Annotated in this window: 15 protein-coding genes and 2 pseudogenes; 5 read left to right on the top strand and 12 right to left on the bottom strand. The window is 72.9% G+C overall.

The window, feature by feature from the left end; all coding sequences use genetic code 11:
- Window positions 1–45: 45 nt before the first annotated feature.
- A complete protein-coding gene (locus AC07AZ_RS31535) occupies window positions 46–1,743 on the bottom strand; it encodes a PucR family transcriptional regulator (protein ID WP_478853775.1) in 1,698 nt (565 codons plus the stop codon).
- 115 nt (window positions 1,744–1,858) lie between these two features.
- Window positions 1,859–3,985: an ATP-binding protein gene (locus AC07AZ_RS31530; protein ID WP_478853773.1), complete on the bottom strand. Its 2,127-nt coding sequence runs from the start codon at window positions 3,983–3,985 to the stop codon at window positions 1,859–1,861.
- 315 nt (window positions 3,986–4,300) lie between these two features.
- Between AC07AZ_RS31530 and gabT the strand changes: the two genes are divergently transcribed.
- Both gabT and AC07AZ_RS31520 read left to right on the top strand, forming a co-directional pair.
- Complete coding sequence (gabT, locus tag AC07AZ_RS31525) at window positions 4,301–5,635, top strand: 4-aminobutyrate--2-oxoglutarate transaminase (RefSeq protein WP_478853771.1); 1,335 nt, start codon at window positions 4,301–4,303, stop codon at window positions 5,633–5,635.
- Window positions 5,636–5,835: 200 nt separating this feature from the next.
- A pseudogene (locus AC07AZ_RS31520) lies at window positions 5,836–6,591 on the top strand (phosphatase PAP2 family protein); the annotation flags it as partial.
- Here the strand turns inward: AC07AZ_RS31520 and AC07AZ_RS31515 are convergent.
- The 8 genes from AC07AZ_RS31515 to AC07AZ_RS31480 form a co-directional block, all read right to left on the bottom strand.
- A complete protein-coding gene (locus tag AC07AZ_RS31515) occupies window positions 6,533–7,006 on the bottom strand; it encodes a hypothetical protein (RefSeq protein ID WP_478853769.1) in 474 nt (157 codons plus the stop codon). The pseudogene AC07AZ_RS31520 and the gene AC07AZ_RS31515 sit on opposite strands and share 59 nt — an antisense overlap.
- 38 nt (window positions 7,007–7,044) lie before the next feature.
- A complete protein-coding gene (locus tag AC07AZ_RS31510; RefSeq protein ID WP_478853767.1) occupies window positions 7,045–7,497 on the bottom strand; it encodes a hypothetical protein in 453 nt (150 codons plus the stop codon).
- 116 nt (window positions 7,498–7,613) lie between these two features.
- Window positions 7,614–9,032 carry an NAD(P)/FAD-dependent oxidoreductase gene (locus tag AC07AZ_RS31505; protein WP_478853765.1) on the bottom strand — a complete coding sequence of 473 codons (1,419 nt, stop codon included), beginning with the start codon at window positions 9,030–9,032 and terminating at the stop codon, window positions 7,614–7,616.
- 28 nt (window positions 9,033–9,060) lie between these two features.
- On the bottom strand, window positions 9,061–9,861 hold the full coding sequence (locus tag AC07AZ_RS31500; RefSeq protein WP_478853763.1) for an ABC transporter permease: 801 nt from the start codon (window positions 9,859–9,861) through the stop codon (window positions 9,061–9,063).
- Window positions 9,862–10,791 (bottom strand): ABC transporter permease, encoded by a 930-nt coding sequence (locus AC07AZ_RS31495; RefSeq protein WP_478853761.1) that lies wholly within the window; start codon window positions 10,789–10,791, stop codon window positions 9,862–9,864. It lies immediately after the preceding gene.
- Window positions 10,791–11,957, bottom strand: coding sequence for an ABC transporter ATP-binding protein (locus AC07AZ_RS31490; RefSeq protein WP_478853759.1), 1,167 nt, complete (start codon window positions 11,955–11,957; stop codon window positions 10,791–10,793). The genes AC07AZ_RS31495 and AC07AZ_RS31490 overlap by 1 nt, the downstream gene beginning before the upstream one ends.
- The gene (locus AC07AZ_RS31485; RefSeq protein ID WP_478853757.1) at window positions 11,954–13,201 is read right to left on the bottom strand and encodes a polyamine ABC transporter substrate-binding protein; all 1,248 of its coding nucleotides are present in this window, start codon (window positions 13,199–13,201) and stop codon (window positions 11,954–11,956) included. The genes AC07AZ_RS31490 and AC07AZ_RS31485 overlap by 4 nt, the downstream gene beginning before the upstream one ends.
- A 55-nt stretch (window positions 13,202–13,256) precedes the next feature.
- Entirely contained in the window at window positions 13,257–14,792 is a 1,536-nt protein-coding gene (locus tag AC07AZ_RS31480; protein WP_478853755.1) for a gamma-aminobutyraldehyde dehydrogenase, read from the bottom strand.
- A gap of 207 nt (window positions 14,793–14,999) precedes the next feature.
- Here AC07AZ_RS31480 and AC07AZ_RS31475 point away from each other — a divergent pair, with 207 nt between their 5' ends.
- Window positions 15,000–15,569, top strand: coding sequence for an NADAR family protein (locus AC07AZ_RS31475; RefSeq protein ID WP_478853753.1), 570 nt, complete (start codon window positions 15,000–15,002; stop codon window positions 15,567–15,569).
- An 88-nt stretch (window positions 15,570–15,657) separates the two neighbouring features.
- Here AC07AZ_RS31475 and AC07AZ_RS31470 read toward each other — a convergent pair whose 3' ends face one another.
- Window positions 15,658–16,686, bottom strand: a complete 1,029-nt coding sequence (locus AC07AZ_RS31470) for a DUF4190 domain-containing protein (protein WP_478853751.1) — start codon at window positions 16,684–16,686, stop codon at window positions 15,658–15,660.
- A 21-nt stretch (window positions 16,687–16,707) separates the two neighbouring features.
- Between AC07AZ_RS31470 and AC07AZ_RS31465 the strand changes: the two are divergent.
- Window positions 16,708–17,897, top strand: a pseudogene (locus AC07AZ_RS31465) (adenosine deaminase).
- A gap of 56 nt (window positions 17,898–17,953) precedes the next feature.
- Window positions 17,954–18,670 (top strand): glycerophosphodiester phosphodiesterase, encoded by a 717-nt coding sequence (locus AC07AZ_RS31460; RefSeq protein ID WP_478853749.1) that lies wholly within the window; start codon window positions 17,954–17,956, stop codon window positions 18,668–18,670.
- A 402-nt stretch (window positions 18,671–19,072) separates the two neighbouring features.
- Here the strand turns inward: AC07AZ_RS31460 and AC07AZ_RS31455 are convergent, their stop codons facing one another.
- The gene (locus AC07AZ_RS31455) at window positions 19,073–20,764 is read right to left on the bottom strand and encodes an RNA polymerase sigma factor (protein WP_478853747.1); all 1,692 of its coding nucleotides are present in this window, start codon (window positions 20,762–20,764) and stop codon (window positions 19,073–19,075) included.
- Window positions 20,765–20,936: the final 172 nt, after the last annotated feature.

Below are 20,936 nucleotides of genomic sequence, written 5' to 3'. Positions count from 1 at the left end.
GCCTCGGCCCGAAGGCCCTCGTCCTCGAACGCCGGACGGGCTGGTCTATTCGGACGTCGTCGCCTTCAGGGCCAGCCACAGCTCCATGCGGACGTCCGGGTCGTCCAGGGAGCGGCCGAGGATTTCCTCCACTCGGCGCATCCGGTAGCGCAGGGTGTGGCGGTGGACGCCGAGGTCCGCGGCCGCCGCGTCCCACTGGCCGTGCCGCGACAGCCAGGCGCGGAGGGAGGCCACCAGGTCGCCGCGTCCTGTCGCGTCGTGCTCGTGCAGGGCGCGCAGCAGGCCGTCGGCGAACGCCTTCACGGCGTCGTCCGCGAGCAGGGGGAGCACGGAGCCCGCCGCGAGCTGTTCGTGCTCGACGCACACCCGTCCCCTCCGCCGCGCCACCGACAGCGCCTGGTCGGCCTGCTTGTAGGCGGCGGCCGCCGCGATCGGGCCGGCCGGCGCGGACAGGCCCACGACGAGTTCGCCCTCCTCGCCCCCGAACGCCTGCTCGCCTCCCGCCGCGGCGGTCCGGGCGGCCTCCAGCAGCCGGCCGTGCTCGCCGCACGCGGCCACGGCGGCGCCCCCGTCCGCGACGAGGGCGACCAGTCGGCGGCCGTCCGCCTCGGGCACCAGGAGGAGCGCCTCCCCGGCCCGGGCCGCCGCGGACTCCACGACCTCGGCGAGGGCGTCCAGCGGGTCGGCCTCGGCTCCCGCCGCGGTGGCCGGTCCGCGGCCGCGGGTGTCGGCGTGCACGCGGGCGGCGGACGCCGAGGCGTACTCGGCGACGATCATCCGGAACGGCGCGTCCAGCAGGCCGCCGTACAGGTCCCCGGCCACGGCGCGTGCGTGGTCCGGCTCGCCGGCCAGCAGCATGCGCAGGACCGCGGCGCCGATCCGCTGCTCGGCCGCGTGCAGGGAGCGCGAGCGTTCGGTCGTCAGGGTGAGCAGCGCGATGGCGGAGTGGACGGCGTAGCGCTCGGCGGTGCCGAGGGCGGCGGCGGTGCCGACCGCGAGCGCGGCGCGGGGCCGCCGGCCGGTCCCGAGGGAGTGCAGTTCGACCCGGTCCTCGTTCTCCGGGTTCGCGGTGCCGTCGGCGTTCGTGGGGTTCGTGGCGTTCCCGGACCCGCCCACCACCGAGGAGGCGGGCGCGGGCCGCTCCCGCAGCCGCTCCACGTCGGCGGTGAGCCGGGCGGCCCGGCGGCCCGCCCACTCCGGTGCCGTCGCGACGACGGCGCCGGACGCGTCGTAGAGCGCGGCCCAGCCGTCGACCTGCGAGGCGAGCGCGGTGAGCAGCCCCTCGGGGCCGCCCGTGAGCGCCTGCCTGGTCAGTTCGCGCTGGGCGGCGAATCCGGCGGTGACCGCCCGGTACTGATCGGCCGCGATCGCCGCGGACACCGCCTTGCTGATCGCGAGGAAGGGGGTGCGGCGCGGCACCTCCAGCAGCGGCAGCCCCTCCTGCTCGGCCGCCTGGACGAGCGCCTTCGGGATCTCGTCGTAGTTGACGCCGACGGCGAAGCCCAGTCCGACCACCCCGGCCCCGGCCAGGCGCTTCACATAGCGCCGCATGGTGTCCGCGTTCTCCGCGTCCAGTTTCAGCGCGGTGATCAGCAGCAGTTCCCCGCCCTCCATGTAGGGCACGGGGTCGGCCAGCTCGCTGACGTGCGCCCAGCGGACGGGCACGTCCAGGCGGTCCTCGCCGGCCCGCACGGTCAGCTTCAGCGCGGAGTGGTGGACGAGCGAGGCGAGCGTGGGGGGCATGGGGCCTTCAGGTCGGTGTGATCCCGGTGATCTTTTGGCCGCTGTGTATGAACGGCCTGTGTCGATTCTGCCTCACCGTACGGTCCGTGTGTCCGCTGAACGCCCCACGGCCGGCTCAGCCGCGCAGGTCCACCAGCAGCGGCGGCGCGTGCTCCCCCGTCACGTCCGTGAGCGAGAGCACCGCGTGGCCGGGCGGCACGGCGTGGGCCAGCTCGGAGGCGGACCACCGCTCCCGCTCGACCTGCCGCACCGTCACCGCCCGCGCGGTGGGCGCCTTCCCGGTGATCACCCGGCGCAGCATGTGCACCGCCTTGCCGGCCGGGGTCTCGGCGATGATCTGCCGGTCGGTGACGTCCCGGGCCTCGGTCCACTCCTTGCCCCACACCTCGGCGAAGTCCTGGCCGTCCCAGGGGGTGAGCCCGGCCAGTGCCATCCGGCATCCGATGGAGCCGAGCAGCGGGCCGCGCAGCGGACGCGGTACGTCGTCCAGGGTGCGCAGGGTCAGGACGACCCCGGCGTTGCCGGACCGCAGCCGCTGGATGCCCCGTACGGCCTCGGGTGTCACGACCCCGGTGGCGTCGTCGAAGACCAGGCAGGCGAACAGCGACCGGTCCTCGCGCATCGCGACGCTCGCCGTGAACTGCGCGAGCACCAGCCGTGCCAGCATCCGGGAGGCGTCGGCGTGCCCTCGCTGGGGCAGGTCGATCCGCACCCGGACCGGATGGTCGAGCGCCTTCAGCGAGAAGGGCCGGGACTGTCCGGAGGTGTCGAAGAAGCCGGCGAAGGCCGGCCGGTCGAGCAGCGCGACCCGGTCCGCGAGCACGCTTCCCACGTCTCCGGGGTGACTCAGCTGGCGTTCCCGGGCGTCCAGTTCACGCAGCAGGGAATCCTGCCCCGAGCCCTCCAGTGCCTGCCGGAGGGCGCCGAGCGCGCCGGGGGCGCCGTCGAGGAGCTGGCGCAGCTCGGGCACCGAGGGGAAGCGCGCGTGGACCGCCCGGAAGGGGCCGAGGAGCTGGGCGAGGACGGTCGTGGACCGGCGGGTGTCGCCGCCCTGGTGCGGTTCGGCGAGGTCTCCGACGAGCGCCTCGGCCAGCACGGCCGCGGCCTCGTCGGGGTCGGTGGCGCCGCCGTACAGGTCGAGGTCGTGGACGGACTCCGGATTCCCGATCCGTACGACGACGTCGTAGGCGTCGGCCGGGCCGAGCCCCGCGCCGGCCGCGCCGACCACGACGACCGCGGCGCGTCCCGTCAGCGCGTGCAGGCACAGCGACTCGGCGAGCGGCCACACCACGGCGCCGGTCTTGCCGGAGCCGGCCGGTCCCACGGCGAGCAGGGAGGTGCCGAGCAGTTCGGGCGCGAGGCCGAGGCCGGTGCCGCGGAAGGCGTACGGGTTGCGGGCGTCGTCGGCGGTGGTGCCGAGCCGGACCTGCCCGGTGACCAGGTCGTGCCGGGCGAGCCGGGCAGGCAGGTCACGGTCGCCGGAGGGGTGCGGACAGGCGGCGGAGCCCTCGGTGAGCACGGCGCCGGTGAAGGCGGCGAGGCTGTGCCGGCCGCTGAGCACGCTCCGCCAGGCCCGGGTGATCCGGGCGTGGTCGACGTCCCGCATCAGTCCGGCCCGGGCCTCCGCGGCGAGCCGGTCGGCGGCGTCGGACGCGCCCGCCGCGCGCAGCTGGGGCCACTCGGCGGGGTCCTGCTCGGGGGCGGGCCGGTGCTCGGGGGTGCGGGTGGCCGGGCTCCAGGCGGGCGGGCCGTAGCGCCGCCAGACCTCGCCCCAGCGGCCGAGGCGGCCCACCACGAGCATGATCGCGAGGGCGATCAGCGTGTAGTAGCCGTACCAGAGGACGGCGTTGCCGACGCGGTCGCCGCTGCTGCGCCAGGAGTCGGGGGTGAAGAGCTCCAGGGGCACCACCCACCAGCCGCCGAGGTAGCCGTTCCACAGCAGCGACCAGATCAGCCAGCCCACGAGGAAGGCGATCACGGCCCCGCTGAGCAGCTGGCGTCCCGGGATGCGTTCGGGTTCCTCCTCGGGGCGGGGCGTGTACCCGAACCGCCACACGCCCGGCGCCGCCTCCGGCCGGGGTGTCCGCAGCCAGGTCAGGAACGCCGACCCGTCCGGCCGGGGCGGCACGCCCGGGGCGCTCGCCGGCCGCGGTGGCGCCGCCGGCACCTCCGGTGGCCCCGCCGGACGCGGCACCGGGTTCGCATGCGTACCCCGGGCGTCCTGCGTCCCGTCGCTGTCCATCGCCGTTGCCCCCTGACCAGCCGTTCCGTCTGCCATCAGCGAGTCAATCTAACTCCCCCGCAAGGGGAGTTCACCGCTTACGTGGCCGGGTGGTCCGTGATGCGCGACAGTGCCTGTATGTCCACCACGGACAACCGGGCGCGCCGACAGCGCCCACATGGAGCATGCCCACCCCCGGGGCCCCGTCCTAACCTGCGGGAAGAGAGAACCCCCGGCCCGCCGGGCGTCCGGGCGGACCGGGCGGGCCGCGCCGTCCGCGCCCCCGCCGGGCCGTCACCGCAGTTCACGTCACAGCAAGATCACCAGGAGCCCCTCATGACCGCACTTCCGCAGGAGCGCCGCGTCGTCACCGCCATCCCCGGCCCGAAGTCGCGGGAGCTGCAGGCCCGCCGCACCGCCGCGGTCGCGGCCGGTGTGGGCTCCGTGCTGCCCGTGTTCACCGCGCGCGCGGGCGGCGGCATCATCGAGGACGTCGACGGCAACCGCCTGATCGACTTCGGCTCCGGCATCGCGGTGACCTCGGTGGGCGCCTCCGCCGAGGCGGTCGTCCGCCGGGCCGCGGCGCAGCTGGCCGACTTCACCCACACCTGTTTCATGGTCACGCCGTACGAGGGGTACGTCGAGGTCGCCGAGGCGCTCGCCGAGCTGACCCCGGGCGACCACGCCAAGAAGTCCGCCCTGTTCAACTCGGGCGCCGAGGCCGTCGAGAACGCCGTGAAGATCGCGCGGGCGTACACCAGGCGGCAGGCGGTCGTGGTGTTCGACCACGGGTACCACGGGCGCACCAACCTGACGATGGCGCTCACCGCGAAGAACATGCCCTACAAGCACGGCTTCGGCCCGTTCGCGCCCGAGGTCTACCGGGTGCCGGTCGCCTACGGCTACCGCTGGCCCACCGGCGCGGAGAACGCCGGCCCCGAGGCCGCCGCGCAGGCCATCGACCAGATCAGCAAGCAGGTCGGCGCGGACAACGTGGCCGCGATCATCATCGAGCCGGTGCTCGGCGAGGGCGGCTTCATCGAGCCCGCCAAGGGCTTCCTGCCGGCCATCAGCGAGTTCGCCGCGGACAACGGCATCGTCTTCGTCGCGGACGAGATCCAGTCCGGCTTCTGCCGCACCGGCCAGTGGTTCGCCTGCGAGGACGAGGGCATCGTCCCCGACCTGATCACCACGGCGAAGGGCATCGCGGGCGGTCTGCCGCTGGCCGCCGTCACCGGCCGCGCCGAGATCATGGACGCCGCGCACGCGGGCGGCCTGGGGGGCACCTACGGCGGCAACCCGGTGGCCTGCGCCGGTGCGCTCGGCTCGATCGAGACCATGAAGGAGCTCGACCTCAACGCCCGGGCGAAGAACATCGAGGCGATCATGAAGTCCCGCCTCGGGGCGATGGCGGAGAAGTTCGACATCATCGGGGACGTCCGCGGCCGGGGCGCGATGATCGCGATCGAGCTGGTCAAGGACCGCGCCACCAAGGAGCCGAACCCGGAGGCCACCTCGGCGCTCGCCAAGGCGTGCCACCAGGAGGGCCTGCTGGTCCTGACCTGTGGCACCTACGGCAACGTGCTGCGTTTCCTGCCCCCGCTGGTCATCGGCGAGAACCTGCTCACCGAGGGCCTCGACATCATCGAGCAGGCCTTCACGACCGTCTGAGCCCGGCGGGCGCACAGCGGGGACCCGGGCGGGCCACAGAGACACAGCTCAGCGGCCCGCCCACCCCGCCGCCGCGCCCCGCGGCGGTCACCGGGCCGGCGGGTCCGGGCGTCGGAGGGTGTGAAGAACGTGTGCGAGGTGCATGGCGGGAACGGGTTCCGCCTGTCCAGCGCCCACGGCCTGTCGTAGGTTTCTTCCAGATGAGAGATACACCCCGCCCACAGGGGACTGTGGGTGACACCGGGCCGGGGCCTCCCCAGCTTCGACCTGGTCGTGCCTTCGCGCACACCACCGGGGTCTCTGGCTCCGGGTCTCCTCACCGATCGGACAGTCGCCCGCCCCAAACCCCCCGGGGCGGCCGACCATCCGATCCGATCGGCCGCCCCGGAACCACCCCCCCTGTTCCGGGGCGGCCGGCCCATTTCCTCCCCCTCCTCCTTCTCGGCCTTCCGGCCCTCCTGTTCGCGCTGATCACCTGGCAGGTCGTCGCCGACGGCCCGCTACTGCGGGTGGACCGGCGCCTCAGCCGTGTCCTGGTCCATCCGGACGGCGCCTCGCGACTCCTCGCCGACCTGGGCAGCGTCCAGATCGCGGTGCCCGTCCTCGTGGCGGTCATGGTGTACGCGGCGCTGCGGGCGCGGCGCACCGGTGTGGACCGCTGGTGGGTGCCGGCCGTCTCGGCCGGTGTCGTGATGGCGCTGGTCCCGGCTCTGGTCGTTCCGCTGAAGGAGCTGACCGCCCGTCCGGGCACCCCGGTCGTGCCTCCCGGCACCGGCTACTACCCCTCCGGCCACACGGCGACGGCCGCCGTCGCCTACGGCTGCGCGACCCTGCTCCTGCTCCCGCTGACGCGCGCCAGGGCCGGCCGCTGCGCGCTGCTCGCCGGCTGTACGGCGCTCAACGCGGGCGTCGGTTTCGGACTGGTCCGGCACGGTTACCACTGGCCCCTGGACGTCGTGGCCAGCTGGTGCCTGTGCGCGGTGCTGCTCGGCCTGCTGTTCCGCTTCCTCGGCCGAAGCAGCCGTCGAAGGTCTTCCGGAACTCCCGGTCCGGGAACCGGTCCCGGTTGACCGACCAGGTCATCAGGCCGCGCAGGGCGGGCCAGGTGCCGTGGGTGGTCGCCCGCAGGGCCGAACCGCCGCTGCGCACGGGTGAGCCGACCGTGGTGCCCGCCGTGCGGGCCCAGCCGTCGAGGCCCGCCTCGAAGCCGCCGTTGCGGGCGAGGTCCGCGTCGGCCGCGCGGGCGGCCGACGAGAGCGCGGTGATGCCGGGGACGGCCAGGAACGTGGCCGTGAGCGCAGCGAGGGCGGATCTGGTGCGATCCACAAGGACCTCCGGCCATGGGGGAATTGGAGGGCGGAGCGCGCCCATTTGGTCCAGACCAATCCTGTCGTCAATCCCTCGGGCCGCTACCCGCCGTCCGCAGCGGGCGGTCCCACCGCCGCTTCGTGCATCGCCAGCTCCAGCAGCGCGGGATCGGTGAGGGTGCCGGAACCGTCCGGCGGGACCAGCCAGCGCACCCCGCCGGTCGAGCGGCCCGGGTACGGCACGACGATCCAGGTGCCGGTGCCCGCCGCGCGGATGCCCGTGCCGAGCCAGCGGGCCGCGGTACCGGGCGGCACCAGGAAGCCCATCCGGGCGTCGCCGAAGTCGACCAGGACCGGTCCCGGCCGGTCGAGGAGGCGGGTGAGGACGTCGAGCGTCGGACAGCCGAGCGCGCCCGGCAGGATCAGGACGTCCCAGGCCCGGCCGGCGGGCAGCAGCGCGACGCCGTGGGGGTTGCGCTCCCATTCCCGCCGGCAGGCCCGGGGATCCGGTGCGACGGATGCCAGCCACTCGACCGCCGTCTTCGCCCCAGTCATGAGGAGACCTCCCGTTCCTTCGTGGACGCCGGTCGCGTCACGAGGGAGAGGGCGGTCTCCGGCCGGCATTACGCGGGTTCCGGCACCCCGTCGGAGTGAACCGGGACACCGCACGGTCAGCTGTCGAAGCCGAGCCCCAGCCGGTCCATGGTCCGCAGCCACAGGTTGCGCCGCCCACCGCGGGCGTCGGCGCGGGCCAGCGACCACTTGGTGAGGGCGATACCGGTCCACGCGAAGGGCTCCGGCGGGAAGGGCAGCGGTTTCCTGCGGACCATCTCCAGCTCGGTGCGCTCGGTGCGCTCCCCCGCCAGCAGGTCCAGCATCACGTCCGCGCCGAACCGGGTCGCGCCCACCCCGAGACCGGTGTAGCCCGCCGCGTAGGCGACCCTGCCCCGGTGCGCGGTGCCGTAGAACGCCGAGAACCGCGAGCAGGTGTCGATCGCGCCGCCCCACGCGTGCGTGAAGCGCACGCCCTCCAGCTGCGGGAAGCAGCCGAAGAAGTGCCCGGCGAGCTTGGCGTAGGTCTCCGGGCGGTCGTCGTGCTCGGCCCGCAGTCGGCCGCCGTAGGGGTAGATCGCGTCGTAGCCGCCCCACAGGATCCGGTTGTCGGCGGACAGCCGGAAGTAGTGGAACTGGTTCGCCGAGTCCCCGAGACCCTGCCGGTTCTTCCAGCCGACCGACGCCAGCTGGTCGGCGGTGAGCGGTTCGGTCATCAGCGCGTAGTCGTACACCGGCACGGTGTAGGCCCGCACGCGCCGGACCAGGCTCGGGAAGATGTTCGTGCCGAGCGCGACCCGACGGGCCCGGATCCGCCCGTAGGGCGTGTCCACGGCCATCCCGGCGCCGTACGGCTTCAGGCTCAGCGCGGGGGTGTGCTCGTGGACGCGGACGCCGAGGCGCAGACAGGCGCGCTTGAGGCCCCAGGCGAGCTTGGCCGGGTGGAGCATGGCCACGCCCCGGCGGTCGTACAGACCGGCCAGGAAGGTCGGCGAGTCGACCTGTTCCCTGACCGCCTCCCGGTCGAGGAACTCGATGCCGTCGGCGAGGCCGTGGCGCTCGGTCTCGGCGTACCAGTCGCGGAGTTCGGCCGCCTGGTGCGGCGCGGTCGCGACGTCGATCTCGCCGGTGCGCTCGAAGTCGCAGTCCAGCGAGTGCCGGGCGACCGCCCGCTCGATCTCGTCGAGATTGCGGGCGCCCAGCTCCTCCAGCCTGTGGATCTCGTCGGGCCAGCGGGTGAGGCCGTTGGCCAGACCGTGGGTGAGGGAGGCGGCGCAGAAGCCGCCGTTGCGGCCCGAGGCGGCCCAGCCCGCCTCGCGGCCCTCGATCAGCACCACGTCCCGCCCGGGGTCGCGCTCCTTGGCGTTCAGCGCGGTCCACAGTCCGCTGTAGCCGCCGCCGACCACGAGCAGGTCGCAGGTCGCGGTGCCGGTGAGGGCGGGCTCGGGGTGGGGTTTGCCGGGATCCTCCAGCCAGTACGGGACCGGCCGTGCGTCGGAGAGCGATGTGGTCCAGCGGTTCATGGCACCTGGGGCCATGATGTCAACTCCCTACGGAAATACGGGGTCAGGCCTTCTGCCGGTTGCGGCGGTTGCCGACGACCATCGAGGTCAGCACGAGCAGCACGGCGACGAGGAACATGGCCGTACCGATGACGTTGATCTGGACGGGCGTGCCGCGCTGCGCCGAACCCCACACGAACATGGGGAAGGTGACGGTCGAACCCGCGTTGAAGTTGGTGATGATGAAGTCGTCGAAGGAGAGCGCGAAGGCCAGCAGCGCGCCCGCCGCGATGCCGGGGGCCGCGATCGGCAGGGTGACCCGCAGGAAGGTCTGGAGCGGGCCGGCGTACAGGTCCTGCGCGGCCTGCTCCAGCCGCGGGTCCATCGACATGACCCGCGCCTTCACAGCCGTGACGACGAAGCTGAGGCAGAACATGATGTGCGCGATGAGGATGGTCCAGAAGCCCAGCTGGGCGCCCAGGTTGAGGAACAGGGTGAGCAGCGAGGCGGCCATGACGACCTCGGGCATCGCCATCGGCAGGAAGATCAGCGAGTTCACGGCGCCGCGGGCGCGGAAGCGGTAGCGGACCAGCGCGAAGGCGATCATCGTGCCGAGGAGGGTCGCGCCGATGGTCGCCCAGACGGCGATCTGGAGGCTGAGCGACAGCGAACCGCACATGCCGGCGACCCCGCAGGGGTCCTTCCAGGCGTCCGTGGAGAACTGCTGCCACTCGTAGTTGAAGCGCCCCTTCGGCTTGTTGAAGGAGAACACCGTGACGACGATGTTCGGCAGCAGGAGATAGCCGAGCGTCAGCAGTCCCGCGATGACGACGAAGTGGCGCCTGAGCCAGTTGACGAAGGCCATTTAAACCAGATCCTCCGTGCCGGACTTGCGGATGTAGACGGTGACCATGACGAGGATCGCCGCCATCAGGATGAACGACAGTGCCGCGGCCGTCGGGTAGTCGAGGATGCGCAGGAACTGCGTCTGGATGACGTTGCCGACCATGCGGGTGTCGGTGGAACCGAGCAGGTCCGCGTTGACGTAGTCGCCGGCCGCCGGGATGAAGGTCAGCAGGGTGCCGGAGACCACACCCGGCATCGAGAGCGGGAAGGTGACCTTGCGGAAGACCGTGACCGGCCGCGCGTACAGGTCACCGGCCGCCTCGTGCAGCCGGCCGTCGATGCGCTCCAGCGAGCTGTACAGCGGCAGGATCATGAACGGCAGGAAGTTGTACGTCAGACCGCAGACCACCGCGAGCGGGGTGGCCAGCACCCGGTCCCCCGCGGTGATGCCGAGCCAGCTGGTGACGTCCAGGAGGTGCAGCGCGTTGAGGGCGCCGACGACCGGGCCGCCGTCCGCGAGGATCGTCTTCCAGGCGAGCGTGCGGATCAGGAAGCTGGTGAAGAACGGCGCGATCACCAGGATCATGATCAGGTTGCGCCAGCGGCCCGCGCGGAAGGCGATCAGGTAGGCGAGCGGGTAGCCGAGGATCAGGCACAGGACCGTGGCGGAACCGGCGTAGAGCACCGAGCGCAGGAACTGCGGCCAGTAGTCGGACAGCGCGTTCCAGTAGGTCGCGAGGTGCCAGGTGACCTTGTAGCCCTCCTCCAGGGAGCCCGTCTGCACGGACGTGGAGGCCTGGTAGACCATCGGCAGCGCGAAGAAGACGATCAGCCACAGCAGGCCGGGCAGCAGCAGCCAGTACGGGACCAGACGGCCGCGTCTGCGCGGGGGCCCGGTCTCCGGGGCCGTCGGGGACAGCGGCGGGGGTGCTTCGGTGAGCGTCGACATCAGGCCGCCTCCTCCGCGAGGTCGATACCGGCGTCGATGTCCTGGGCCGCGTCCAGGCCGAAGGTGTGCCCGGGGTTCCAGTGCAGGACGACCTCGGCACCGGGCACGAGCCGGGGGTCGCGGTCGATGTTCTGGGCGTAGACCTCGAACTCGGGGCAGACGGGGCTGTCGATGACGTACTGCGTGGAGACACCGATGAAACTGGAGTCGGCGATCCTGCCGGTGATCCGGTTGCGGCCCTCGGCGATCTCACCGGCCTCGTCGGCGTGCGCGAGGGAGATCTTCTCCGGGCGGACCCCGACCAGCACCCTGCCGCCGGTGGTCGTCGGGGCGGAACAGCGCGCCTCGGGCAGTACGAGCTTGCCGCCGCCCGCCCTGAGCACGATGTCGTCGCCGATCCGGGAGTCGACCTCCGCCTCGATCAGGTTCGAGGTGCCGAGGAAGTTCGCGACGAACGTCGTCCGCGGGTTCTCGTAGAGGTCGGCGGGCGAGCCGAGCTGTTCGACGCGGCCCGCGTTCATCACGGCGATCGTGTCGGCCATGGTCATGGCCTCCTCCTGGTCGTGCGTGACGTGCACGAAGGTGATGCCGACCTCGGTCTGGATGCGCTTGAGCTCCAGCTGCATCTGGCGGCGCAGCTTGAGGTCGAGGGCGCCGAGGGGCTCGTCCAGCAGGAGCACCCTGGGCTTGTTGATCAGGGCCCGGGCGACGGCGACACGCTGCTGCTGGCCGCCGGAGAGCTGGTGCGGCTTCTTGCGCGCCTGCTCGCCGAGCTGCACCAGGTCCAGCATCTCTCCGACCTGCTTCTTCACCGACTTGATGCCGCGCCTGCGCAGCCCGAAGGCGACGTTCTCGAAGATGTCCAGGTGCGGGAAGAGGGCGTAGGACTGGAAGACGGTGTTCACCGGCCGCTTGTACGGCGGCAGGGCGGTCACCTCCTGGTCGCCGAGGAAGACGGTGCCGGAGGAAGGTTCCTCCAGTCCCGCGATCATCCGCAGGGTGGTGGTCTTGCCGCAGCCGGAGGCGCCGAGCAGGGCGAAGAACGAGCCGTGCGGAACGGTCAGGTCCAGCGGCTGTACGGCGGTGAAGGAGCCGTAGGTCTTGCTGATGCCCGAGAGGCGGACGTCGCCGCCGCGGTCGGTGCTGTTCGTCGTCACGGTGGTCACGCCCCAGTCAGCTTCGCGAACTTCTCTTCGAACGCCGTCTCTTCCTTCGCGCTCAGTGAGCGGAAGGCACGGGACTTGGCGGCCATGGCCTTGTCGGGGATGATCAGCGGGTTGTTCGCCGCCCCCTTGTCGATCTTCGCCAGCTCGGGCTTCACGCCGTCGACGGGACACACGTAGTTGATGTACGCGGCGAGCTGTGCGGCCGGCTTCGGCTCGTAGTAGTAGTCGATGAGCCGTTCGGCGTTCGTCTTGTGACGCGCCTTGCTGGGGATCAGCATGTTGTCGGTCGACGTCATGTACCCGCTGTCCGGGATCAGGAAGTCGATGTCCGGGCTGTCCGCCTTCAGCTGCACGACGTCACCGGCCCAGGCGACACACGCGGCGAAGTCGCCGCTGGTCAGGTCCGAGGTGTAGTCGTTGCCGGTGAAGCGGCGGATCTGCCCCCTGTCGACGGCCTTCTGCAGCCGGGCGATCGCCGCGTCGTAGTCGTCCGCGGTGAAGTTCGCCGGGTCCTTGCCCATGTCCAGCAGCGTCATGCCCATGCTGTCGCGCATCTCCGACAGGAAGCCGACCCGCCCCTTGAGCTTCGGGTTGTCGAGCAGGTCGGAGATCGACTTCACCTCGACGCCGTCGAGCGCCTTCTTGTTGTAGGCGATGACGGTCGAGATGCCCTGCCAGACGTAGGAGTAGGCACGGCCGGGGTCCCAGTCCGGGTCGCGGAACTGCTCCGACAGGTTGGCGTAGGCGTGCGGGAGGTTGGAGGAGTCCAGCTTCTGCACCCAGCCCAGACGGATGAGACGGGCGGCCAGCCAGTCGGTGAGGACGATGATGTCCCGGCCGGTGTCCTGGCCGGCGGCGAGCTGCGGCTTGATCTTGCCGAAGAACTCGTTGTTGTCGTTGATGTCCTCGGTGTACTTGACCTTGATGCCGGTGCGTTCGGTGAAGGCGTCCAGGGTCGGGTGGTGCTTTCCGCTGTCGTCGACGTCCATGTACTCGGTCCAGTTGGAGAAGTTCACGCTCTTCTCGGTGGCCGAGTGGTCGTCCGCGGAGACACCGCCCTGCGTCTGGCCCGCCGCGGGGATGCCGCAGGCGCTCAGTGCCCCCAGTCCGCCGACCGCCAGCGCGCCGCCGGCGGAGGCGCGCAGCATCGAGCGGCGCGTCAGGGAGGCCCTGCCGTTGCGGAAGCTGCGCCGCATGGCGGACACCTGGGCCGGGGACAGGCGGTCTGGCTCGTACTGCTCCATGCGCTTGGTGCCCTTTCGGGAGGGTGTGCGGCCGCGGGTCGGGCGGCCTGTTCTGCTATCGGTCCCCGAAGACGGTGCGGTGCCAGTCCTTCCGGGCCACCGCCGTGTTGTCGAACATCACGTGCTTGATCTGCGTGTACTCCTCGAACGAGTACGTGGACATGTCCTTGCCGAAGCCGGACGCCTTGTACCCGCCGTGGGGCATCTCGCTGATGATCGGGATGTGGTCGTTGACCCACACGCAGCCCGCCTGGATCTCGCGGGTGGCGCGGTTGGCCCGGTAGACGTCACGGCTCCAGGCGGAGGCGGCGAGCCCGTAGGGGGTGTCGTTGGCCAGCCGGATACCTTCATCATCGTCGTCGAACGGCAGAACGACCAGCACCGGACCGAAGATCTCGGCCTGGACGATCTCGCTGTCCTGCGCGGCGCCGGTGATGAGGGTGGGGCGGTAGTACGCCCCCTCCTTCAGATCCCCCTCGGGCACCTCACCGCCGGTGACCACCCGCGCGTAGGCCCGCGCCCGGTCGACGAAACCCGCCACCCGGTCGCGCTGGACGTGCGAGATCAGCGGGCCGAGGTCGGTGCCGGCCGCGAACGGGTCGCCCAGCCGGACGGTGTCCATGAGGGCCGCCGTCCGGGCGACGAACTCCTCGTAGACGGGACGCTGCACGTACGCGCGGGTGGCGGCCGTGCAGTCCTGGCCGGTGTTGATCAACGCGCCCGCCACGGCGCCGTTGGCGGCGGCCTCCAGGTCGGCGTCGTCGAAGACCACGAAGGGCGCCTTGCCGCCCAGCTCCAGGTGCAGGCGCTTGACGGTGGCGGTGGCGATCTCGGCGACCCGCCTGCCGACGGCGGTGGAACCGGTGAAGGAGGTCATGGCCACCTGGGGGTGCCCGACCAGCCGCTCACCGGCTTCCAGGCCGGTGCCGGTGACGATGTTGACCACGCCGTCCGGAATGCCCGCGTCGGTGGCGGCCCGCGCGAACAGCAGGGAGGTCAGCGGGGTCAGCTCGGCGGGCTTGAGCACCACGGTGTTGCCCGCGGCGATCGCCGGAAGGATCTTCCAGGCGGCCATCTGGAGGGGATAGTTCCAGGGCGCGATGGAGCCGACGACACCGATGGGTTCGCGGCGGACGTACGAGGTGTGGTCAGCCGAGTACTCGCCGGCCGCCTGCCCCTGGAGATGACGGGCGGCACCGGCGAAGAAGGCGGTGTTGTCGATGGTCCCCGGCACGTCGAACTCGCGGGTCAGCTTCAGCGGCTTGCCGCACTGCAGGGACTCCGCGCGGGCGAAGTCCTCGGCGCGCTCCGCGAGCACGGCGGCGAAACGGTGCAGGGCGTCGGAGCGCTCGCCGGGGGTGGTGGCGGCCCAGCCGGGGAACGCCCCGCGCGCCGCGGCGACCGCCGCGTCCACGTCGGCGGCGCCGGCCAGCTCGTATGTGAGGACGTCCTCGCCGGTGGCCGGGTCGACGACCGTGTGCGTACGGCCGGAGGTGCCCTTGGCCGGACGGCCCGCGATGAACTGCGCGCCGTCCGCGAAGCGGTCCCGGGCCGGGAACCGGCTCGGGGTGGCGTTGCCCGGTTTGTACATGTCGCTCTCCTCCGCGGGTGCCCGGATCTGAGGGCGGGTGGCGTAGCTCCAGCTTGATTTGAGTGCCGATCCTGACAGAGCAAGGGGACTCCAACAAGTGATTCCGTTGTTGCCTTTTGGTTACGCGACGGAATCTGTCGACCAGGTGTCGAGTCGGGGAGGAAAAGGGAGGACGGAGTGTCAGTGGTGCGTGCCACACTCGCGTGCATGGGGAAGATCGACTCCTGGGACACGCTGGTCAGCGAGGCCCGCGCGGGGGCACGGGTCAGGTACCTGCACTTCTGGGGGCACCGGCCGCGGGCGGACGGGCAGGTCGGCGCGAGCTGTCTCAGCCAGTGGTGGCCGTCACCGTTCGTGGCCGACTCGGTGGTCTACGCCACCGCCGAGCACTGGATGATGGCCGGCAAGGCCCGGCTGTTCGGGGACGCGGAGGCGGCCGAGCGGGTGCTCGCCGCGAGACATCCCGCCGAGGCGAAGAAGGCCGGGCGGCTCGTGCGCGGCTTCGACGAGACGGTGTGGGAGCGGGAGCGGTTCGCCCTCGTGGTCGAGGGCAGCGTACGGAAGTTCGCCGCGGACCCCGCCCTGCGGGACTTCCTGCTGGGCACCGGGGAGAGAGTCCTCGTGGAGGCGAGCCCGCTGGACCGCCTGTGGGGCATCGGACTGGCCGCGGGCGACGAGGCGGCCAGCGACCCGGAGCGGTGGCGGGGGCCGAACCTGCTGGGGTTCGCGCTGATGGAGGCCAGGGAGAGACTGCGGGGGGAGACGGCCGGGGGGTGACGGGGGGCCTCGCCGGGGCTGTGCCTTCCTGTGCCTTCCTGGCCTCTCGTGCGGAGCGCTGGTCGCGGGTGTCCTGGCCGTCGGGTGGCTATCTCGCTCTCGCTATGAGGACCGCGATGATCACCAGGCCGACGACGATGCCCACCGAGCCGCAGATGATCCCGGCCAGGGCCTGACCCGGATTGGTCGCCTCCCCCCGGCGGGCCCTCCCGCGGGCGACCAGGCCGAAGACCACGGCGAGGATGCCCAGGGGGATGGCGAGCGGCCACAGGCAGAAGAGGACGGACGAGACGATGCCGAGCACGAGTCCGGCCGTGCCCAGGCCGTTGCTCGGCTGCGGGGTCAGGCCGGGCCAGCCGTAGTACGCCCCGGCGCCCTGCGACCCCGGGGCGTGGGTTCCGCCCGGGGGTCCGTATCCGCTCTGGCCCGGATAGCCGCCGTACCCGCCGTATCCGTCGTAGGAAGGCTGGGCCGGGTAGCCGTAGAGGACCTGGCCGGGGCCGTCGGGGGCGATCGGCGGCGGGGGCACCGGCTCCCCCTGGGCGTAGGGGGCGGCGGGAGGTGGGAACGGGCCGGCGGGGCCGTGGGCCGATGCGGAGGGGTTCGGCGGGGCGCCGTACTGCGGCTGGGTGCCGTACGGCGGCTGGTCGCCGTGCTGTGGCGGGGCGAAGGGGTTGCCGCTCCGGCCGTTCGGGCCGTTCCAGCCGTTCGGGGCCGCCGAGCCGTTCGCCGGGGCGGACGGGGTGGCCGGGGCGGACTGGTCCGGCGCGGTGAAGGGGGACGCCCACGGGGCCGGTGACACGTCGACCGGTGGGGTGTGGGCCGGAGGAAGGTGAGCCGGAGGCGCGTCGGCCGGAGGCGTGCCGTACGGACCCGGGAGCGCGGTGACGGTCCGCTGGTCGTGCACGGAGGGAGGCGGTCCGGCCGGGGTGTCGGAGCCGGAGCCGGCGGGCGGACCGGAGCCGGGGGTGGCGTCACTCGCGGGCGCCGGCCAGGAGGTCGGTGCCGGGGCCGCCGCGTCGCCCGGCCGGCCCGGCTTGTCCAGCGGAACCCTGCCGGCGGGAGGCTCGTCCCCCGTGCCCACGGGCGTGTTCGGCGGCTGCGCGTCGTCGGACATCGTGGGCCCCCTCCGTTGTGCGTGGCGTCATGCTATGCGGCGCCACCCCGGTGCCGGCCTCCGGCCTACGATGATCCCGAGTCACCGATCAGCCGATCACCCGCGTCCCGCCGCACACCGGCCGGGGACGCCGTTTTTGGGGAGGACCCTTGACCGACCGCCTTGTCGACCCCGGCGTACCGCGCGACCTGCACGCGTTCATCGCGTCCCTGCCCAAGGCCGAACTGCACGTCCATCACGTCGGCTCCGCCTCCCCCCGCATCGTGTCCGAACTGGCCGCCCGCCACCCCGACTCCAGGGTCCCCACCGACCCCGAGGCGCTGGTCGACTACTTCACGTTCACGGACTTCGCCCACTTCATCGACGTGTACCTGTCCGTCGTCGACCTGATCCGCACCCCGGAGGACGTACGGCTCCTCACCTACGAGGTGGCCCGCGACCTGGCCCGTCAGCAGGTGCGCTACGCCGAGCTGACCATCACGCCGTTCTCCTCGACCCGGCGCGGTATCGACGAGCGGGCGTTCATGGACGCCATCGAGGACGCGCGCAAGGCCGCCGAGGCCGAGTTCGGGACCGTACTGCGCTGGTGCTTCGACATTCCCGGCGAGGCCGGGCTCGAAGCGGCCGAGGAGACCGTGCGGCTCGCCACCGACGACCGGGTCCGCCCCGAGGGACTGGTCTCCTTCGGGCTCGGCGGACCCGAGATCGGCGTGCCGCGCCCGCAGTTCAAGCCGTACTTCGACCGGGCGATCGCCGCCGGACTGCGGTCGGTGCCGCACGCCGGCGAGACGACCGGCCCCGAGACCGTGTGGGACGCGCTGACCGACCTGCGGGCCGAGCGCGTCGGACACGGCACCAGCTCCGCCCGGGACCCGAAGCTGCTCGCCCACCTCGCCGAGCACCGCATCGCGCTGGAGGTCTGCCCGACCTCCAACATCGCCACCCGCGCGGTCCGCACCCTCGACGAGCACCCGATCAAGGAGTTCGTGGCGGCCGGGGTCCTGGTGACCGTCAACTCCGACGACCCGCCGATGTTCGGCACCGACCTCAACAACGAGTACGCCGTCGCCGCCCGGCTCCTCGACCTCGACGAGCGGGGCGTGGCCGACCTGGCGAAGGACGGGGTCGAGGCGTCCTTCCTGACCGAGGCCGGGAAGACCCGGATCAAGGACGAGATCGACGCGTACACCTCGGCATGGCTCGCCCCCTGAGCCCCGCCCTCGCAGCCGCGTCCGCACCCGCCCCCGCACCGGAGAGCTCCGTCGCCATGACGTCCCCGCAGAACGTGACCGCCGTGGCCCACCGGGGCGACCCCTACCGCGCGCGGGAGAACACGCTCGACTCGCTGCGCTCCGCGCTCCGCCTGGGTGCGGACGCCGTCGAGGTCGACGTACGGCTCACCCGCGACGGTGTGCCGGTGCTGCTGCACGACCAGACACTGAAGCGGCTGTGGGAACTGGACCGGCCGCTGCACTCCCTGTCGGCGGCCGAGGTGCGCGGGCTGACCGGTGGCGGAGTGCCGACGCTGGCCGAGGCGCTCGCCGCGGCAGACGGGAGCCGGCTGATGCTCGACCTGCCGGGGGCGCCCGGCGGGCCGGCGGTACGCCGGATCGTGGACGTCGTGCGGGAGTGCGGGGCGGCGGAGCGTGTGTACTACTGCGCGGACGCGCCGGCCATGCTCGCCGTGCGTGCGGCCGACCCGGGCGCCGAGATCGCGCTGACCTGGAAGTCGCTCGCGCCGCCGCGGGGTGCGTTGCTCGCGGCCGTGCGGCCGCGGTGGCTCAACTACCGGTTCGGGCTGGTGGACCGGGAGCTGGCCGACCGGGTCCACCGGGACGGGTATCTGCTGTCCGTGTGGACGCCTGACACCCGGCGGTCGATGCGGCGGCTTCTCGACGCGGGCGTCGACTCGATCACGACGAACCGTGTCGACGTGCTGCACGGGCTGCGCGGCGGGGGCACCGGGGCTCGGCCCGAGCGCTGAGCCGCGGGGTGCGGGTGCGGTGGCCGCGGGGTGCGGTGGCCGCGGGTGCGGGTGCGGGTACGTCGTGGTTCTCGCGCCGTTCCCCGCGCCCCTGAAGGCGCGGCCGCGCCGCAACCTCCCCCCGGCCGTACCGCCGCCGCGGGTACGTCGTGGCTTGTCGCGCCGTTCCCCGCGCCCCTGAAGGCGCGGCCGCGCCGCAACCTCCCCCCGGCCGTACCGCCGCCGCGGGTACGTCGTGGTTTCTCGCGCCGTTCCCCGCGCCCCTGAAGGCGCGGCCGCGCCGCAACCTCCCCCTGGCCGTACCGCCGCCGCGGGTGCGTCGTGGCTTGTCGCGCCGTTCCTCGCGCCCCTGAAGGCGCGGCTGCGCCGCACCCTTTCCCCGGCCCCTACCGGCGCCGCGGGTCAGACTTGGGAGTGCTGTGGCACCGTTGACGGGTCGAACGGGGTCTCGCGGGTGGTGTATTGGGGTACCGGGGTCGTGTTCGTGCCGGTGTCGCGGAGGAGGCCGTAGCGGGTGGTGCCCTGGGCGGGGCCGGTTTCGATGTCCTGGTCGGCCGCCTGCCGGCTGGAGGGGAAGACGCTCAGGCCGTAGTCGGCGCCCCGTTCGTTCACGGTGAGGGTGACACTGCCGTCGAGGTAGAAGTACTCGTTCTGCCACATCTGCTGGGTGCCGGCCGGCAGCACGGTGTAGCCGGTGCCGGGTCCGCCCATGCCGGTGGTGTCGTCGCCGGTGGGGTCGTCCATGCGGCGGCCGCCGCCCGACGCGACATGGAAGAGCCTGCCTTCCAGGCCGGTCCAGGACGGCATGACGAGGGCACCGGGCCGGTACTGCGGGGAGATCTGCCAGCGCACCAGGACGTAGCCCTGCCCCGTGAGGTTGACCCCGTCCCCCCGGTGGTTCAGGACGGCCCTGGCCCCGCCGGTGCTGGTGACGCCCGACGCGGGGCGGTACGGCAGGGCGGCGGGCCGGGCGTCCGGGTCGGGGGCGCTGTCGACCGCGTCGACGACCGTGCCGTACAGGCCGTCCTTCGCCCGGGTCGCCGAGCCGTCCTTCGCCCGGGTCGCCGACGGTGACGGGGCGGGCCGGGCGGAAGCGGACGCGGTGCCGGACGGGGAGGCGGAGGCGGACGGGGAGCGCCGGGGGGACGGCGGGCGGGAGACGGCGGGGGTGGCCACCGTGCGCGGGGGCGGGTCGCTGGGTGCGCGGGTGACGACGTAGGCGCCGCCCGCGACGAGGGTCGCGCCGGCCGCCACGGCGACGGCCGGTTTGGTGAGCACGGTCAGTGCCTTGGCGGACCAGCCGGCCGAGGTGGCGGCCACCGCCGTCCTGCCGCCGAAGACCAGCGACAGCGTGAAGCCCGCGGGGACCGGGACCAGCGCGATGCCGGCGAGGAGACGGGCCGCCGGTACGACGGGTTCGCGGGCGTCGCCGCAGGAGGCGCAGGTCCGTACGTGCCGGGCCAGCCGCTTGCGCCACACGGAGTCGGGCCGCCCGGTCCAGCGGCCGGTCAGCCGGCTCAGGTCCGGGCAGGCGCCGTCGAGGGCCCGGACGATACCGCGGGAGGTCTCCAGGCGTTCCTTCATCCGCTGGACGCGCACGGCCGCGTGCTGCCGGGTGATGCCGGCCGCGGCCGCCAGCTCGCGCCGGGTCAGCTCGCCCGCGACCTCCAGCCACCACAGGGACAGGAGCCGGCGGTCCTCGTCGTCGAGCCAGCGCACGGCTTCCGCGACCTCGCGGCGCTGCCCCTGCAACTGGAGCTTCAGCACGGTGAGTTCGGCGAAGTCGGCGGTCTCGTGCGGCGCCGACTCGTCGAGCGGGGCGGGTTTCCTGCGGCGGGCCCGGTCCCGGATCTGCCGCATGGTGATCGCCACCAGCCAGGACCGGAAGCTGTCGGGGTCGCGCAGGGAGCCGAGGTTGTCGACGGCGCGCAGCATCGTCTCCTGGACGACGTCGTCGACGTCGGCGTGGCCGTTGAGGGCGCGGCCGACGATGTTGTAGACCAGCGGCAGCCAGCCCGTGACCAGCTCGTCCAGCGCCCGCCGGTCACCCGCCTGGGCGGCGGCGATGGTCGAACGCCAGTGCCGAGTGTCCACGGTGTCCTTTCGGTGGTGGCCGGGTCAGGGGGCCGGTGCTGCGGAGGGCTGTCGTGCGGGCCCACTCTGGGACGGGCGGGGAATCCGCGCCATGTCGGGGGTCACAGCGGGGAGACGGACCGGAGCCGGCCGCGATAACGGTTTTTCGCCCCCCTTAGGGGCGCTCCCGCAC

It is taken from the genome of Streptomyces sp. NPDC043878 (genome assembly GCF_056435735.1).
This window is presented reverse-complemented; position numbering and strand designations above follow the sequence as displayed.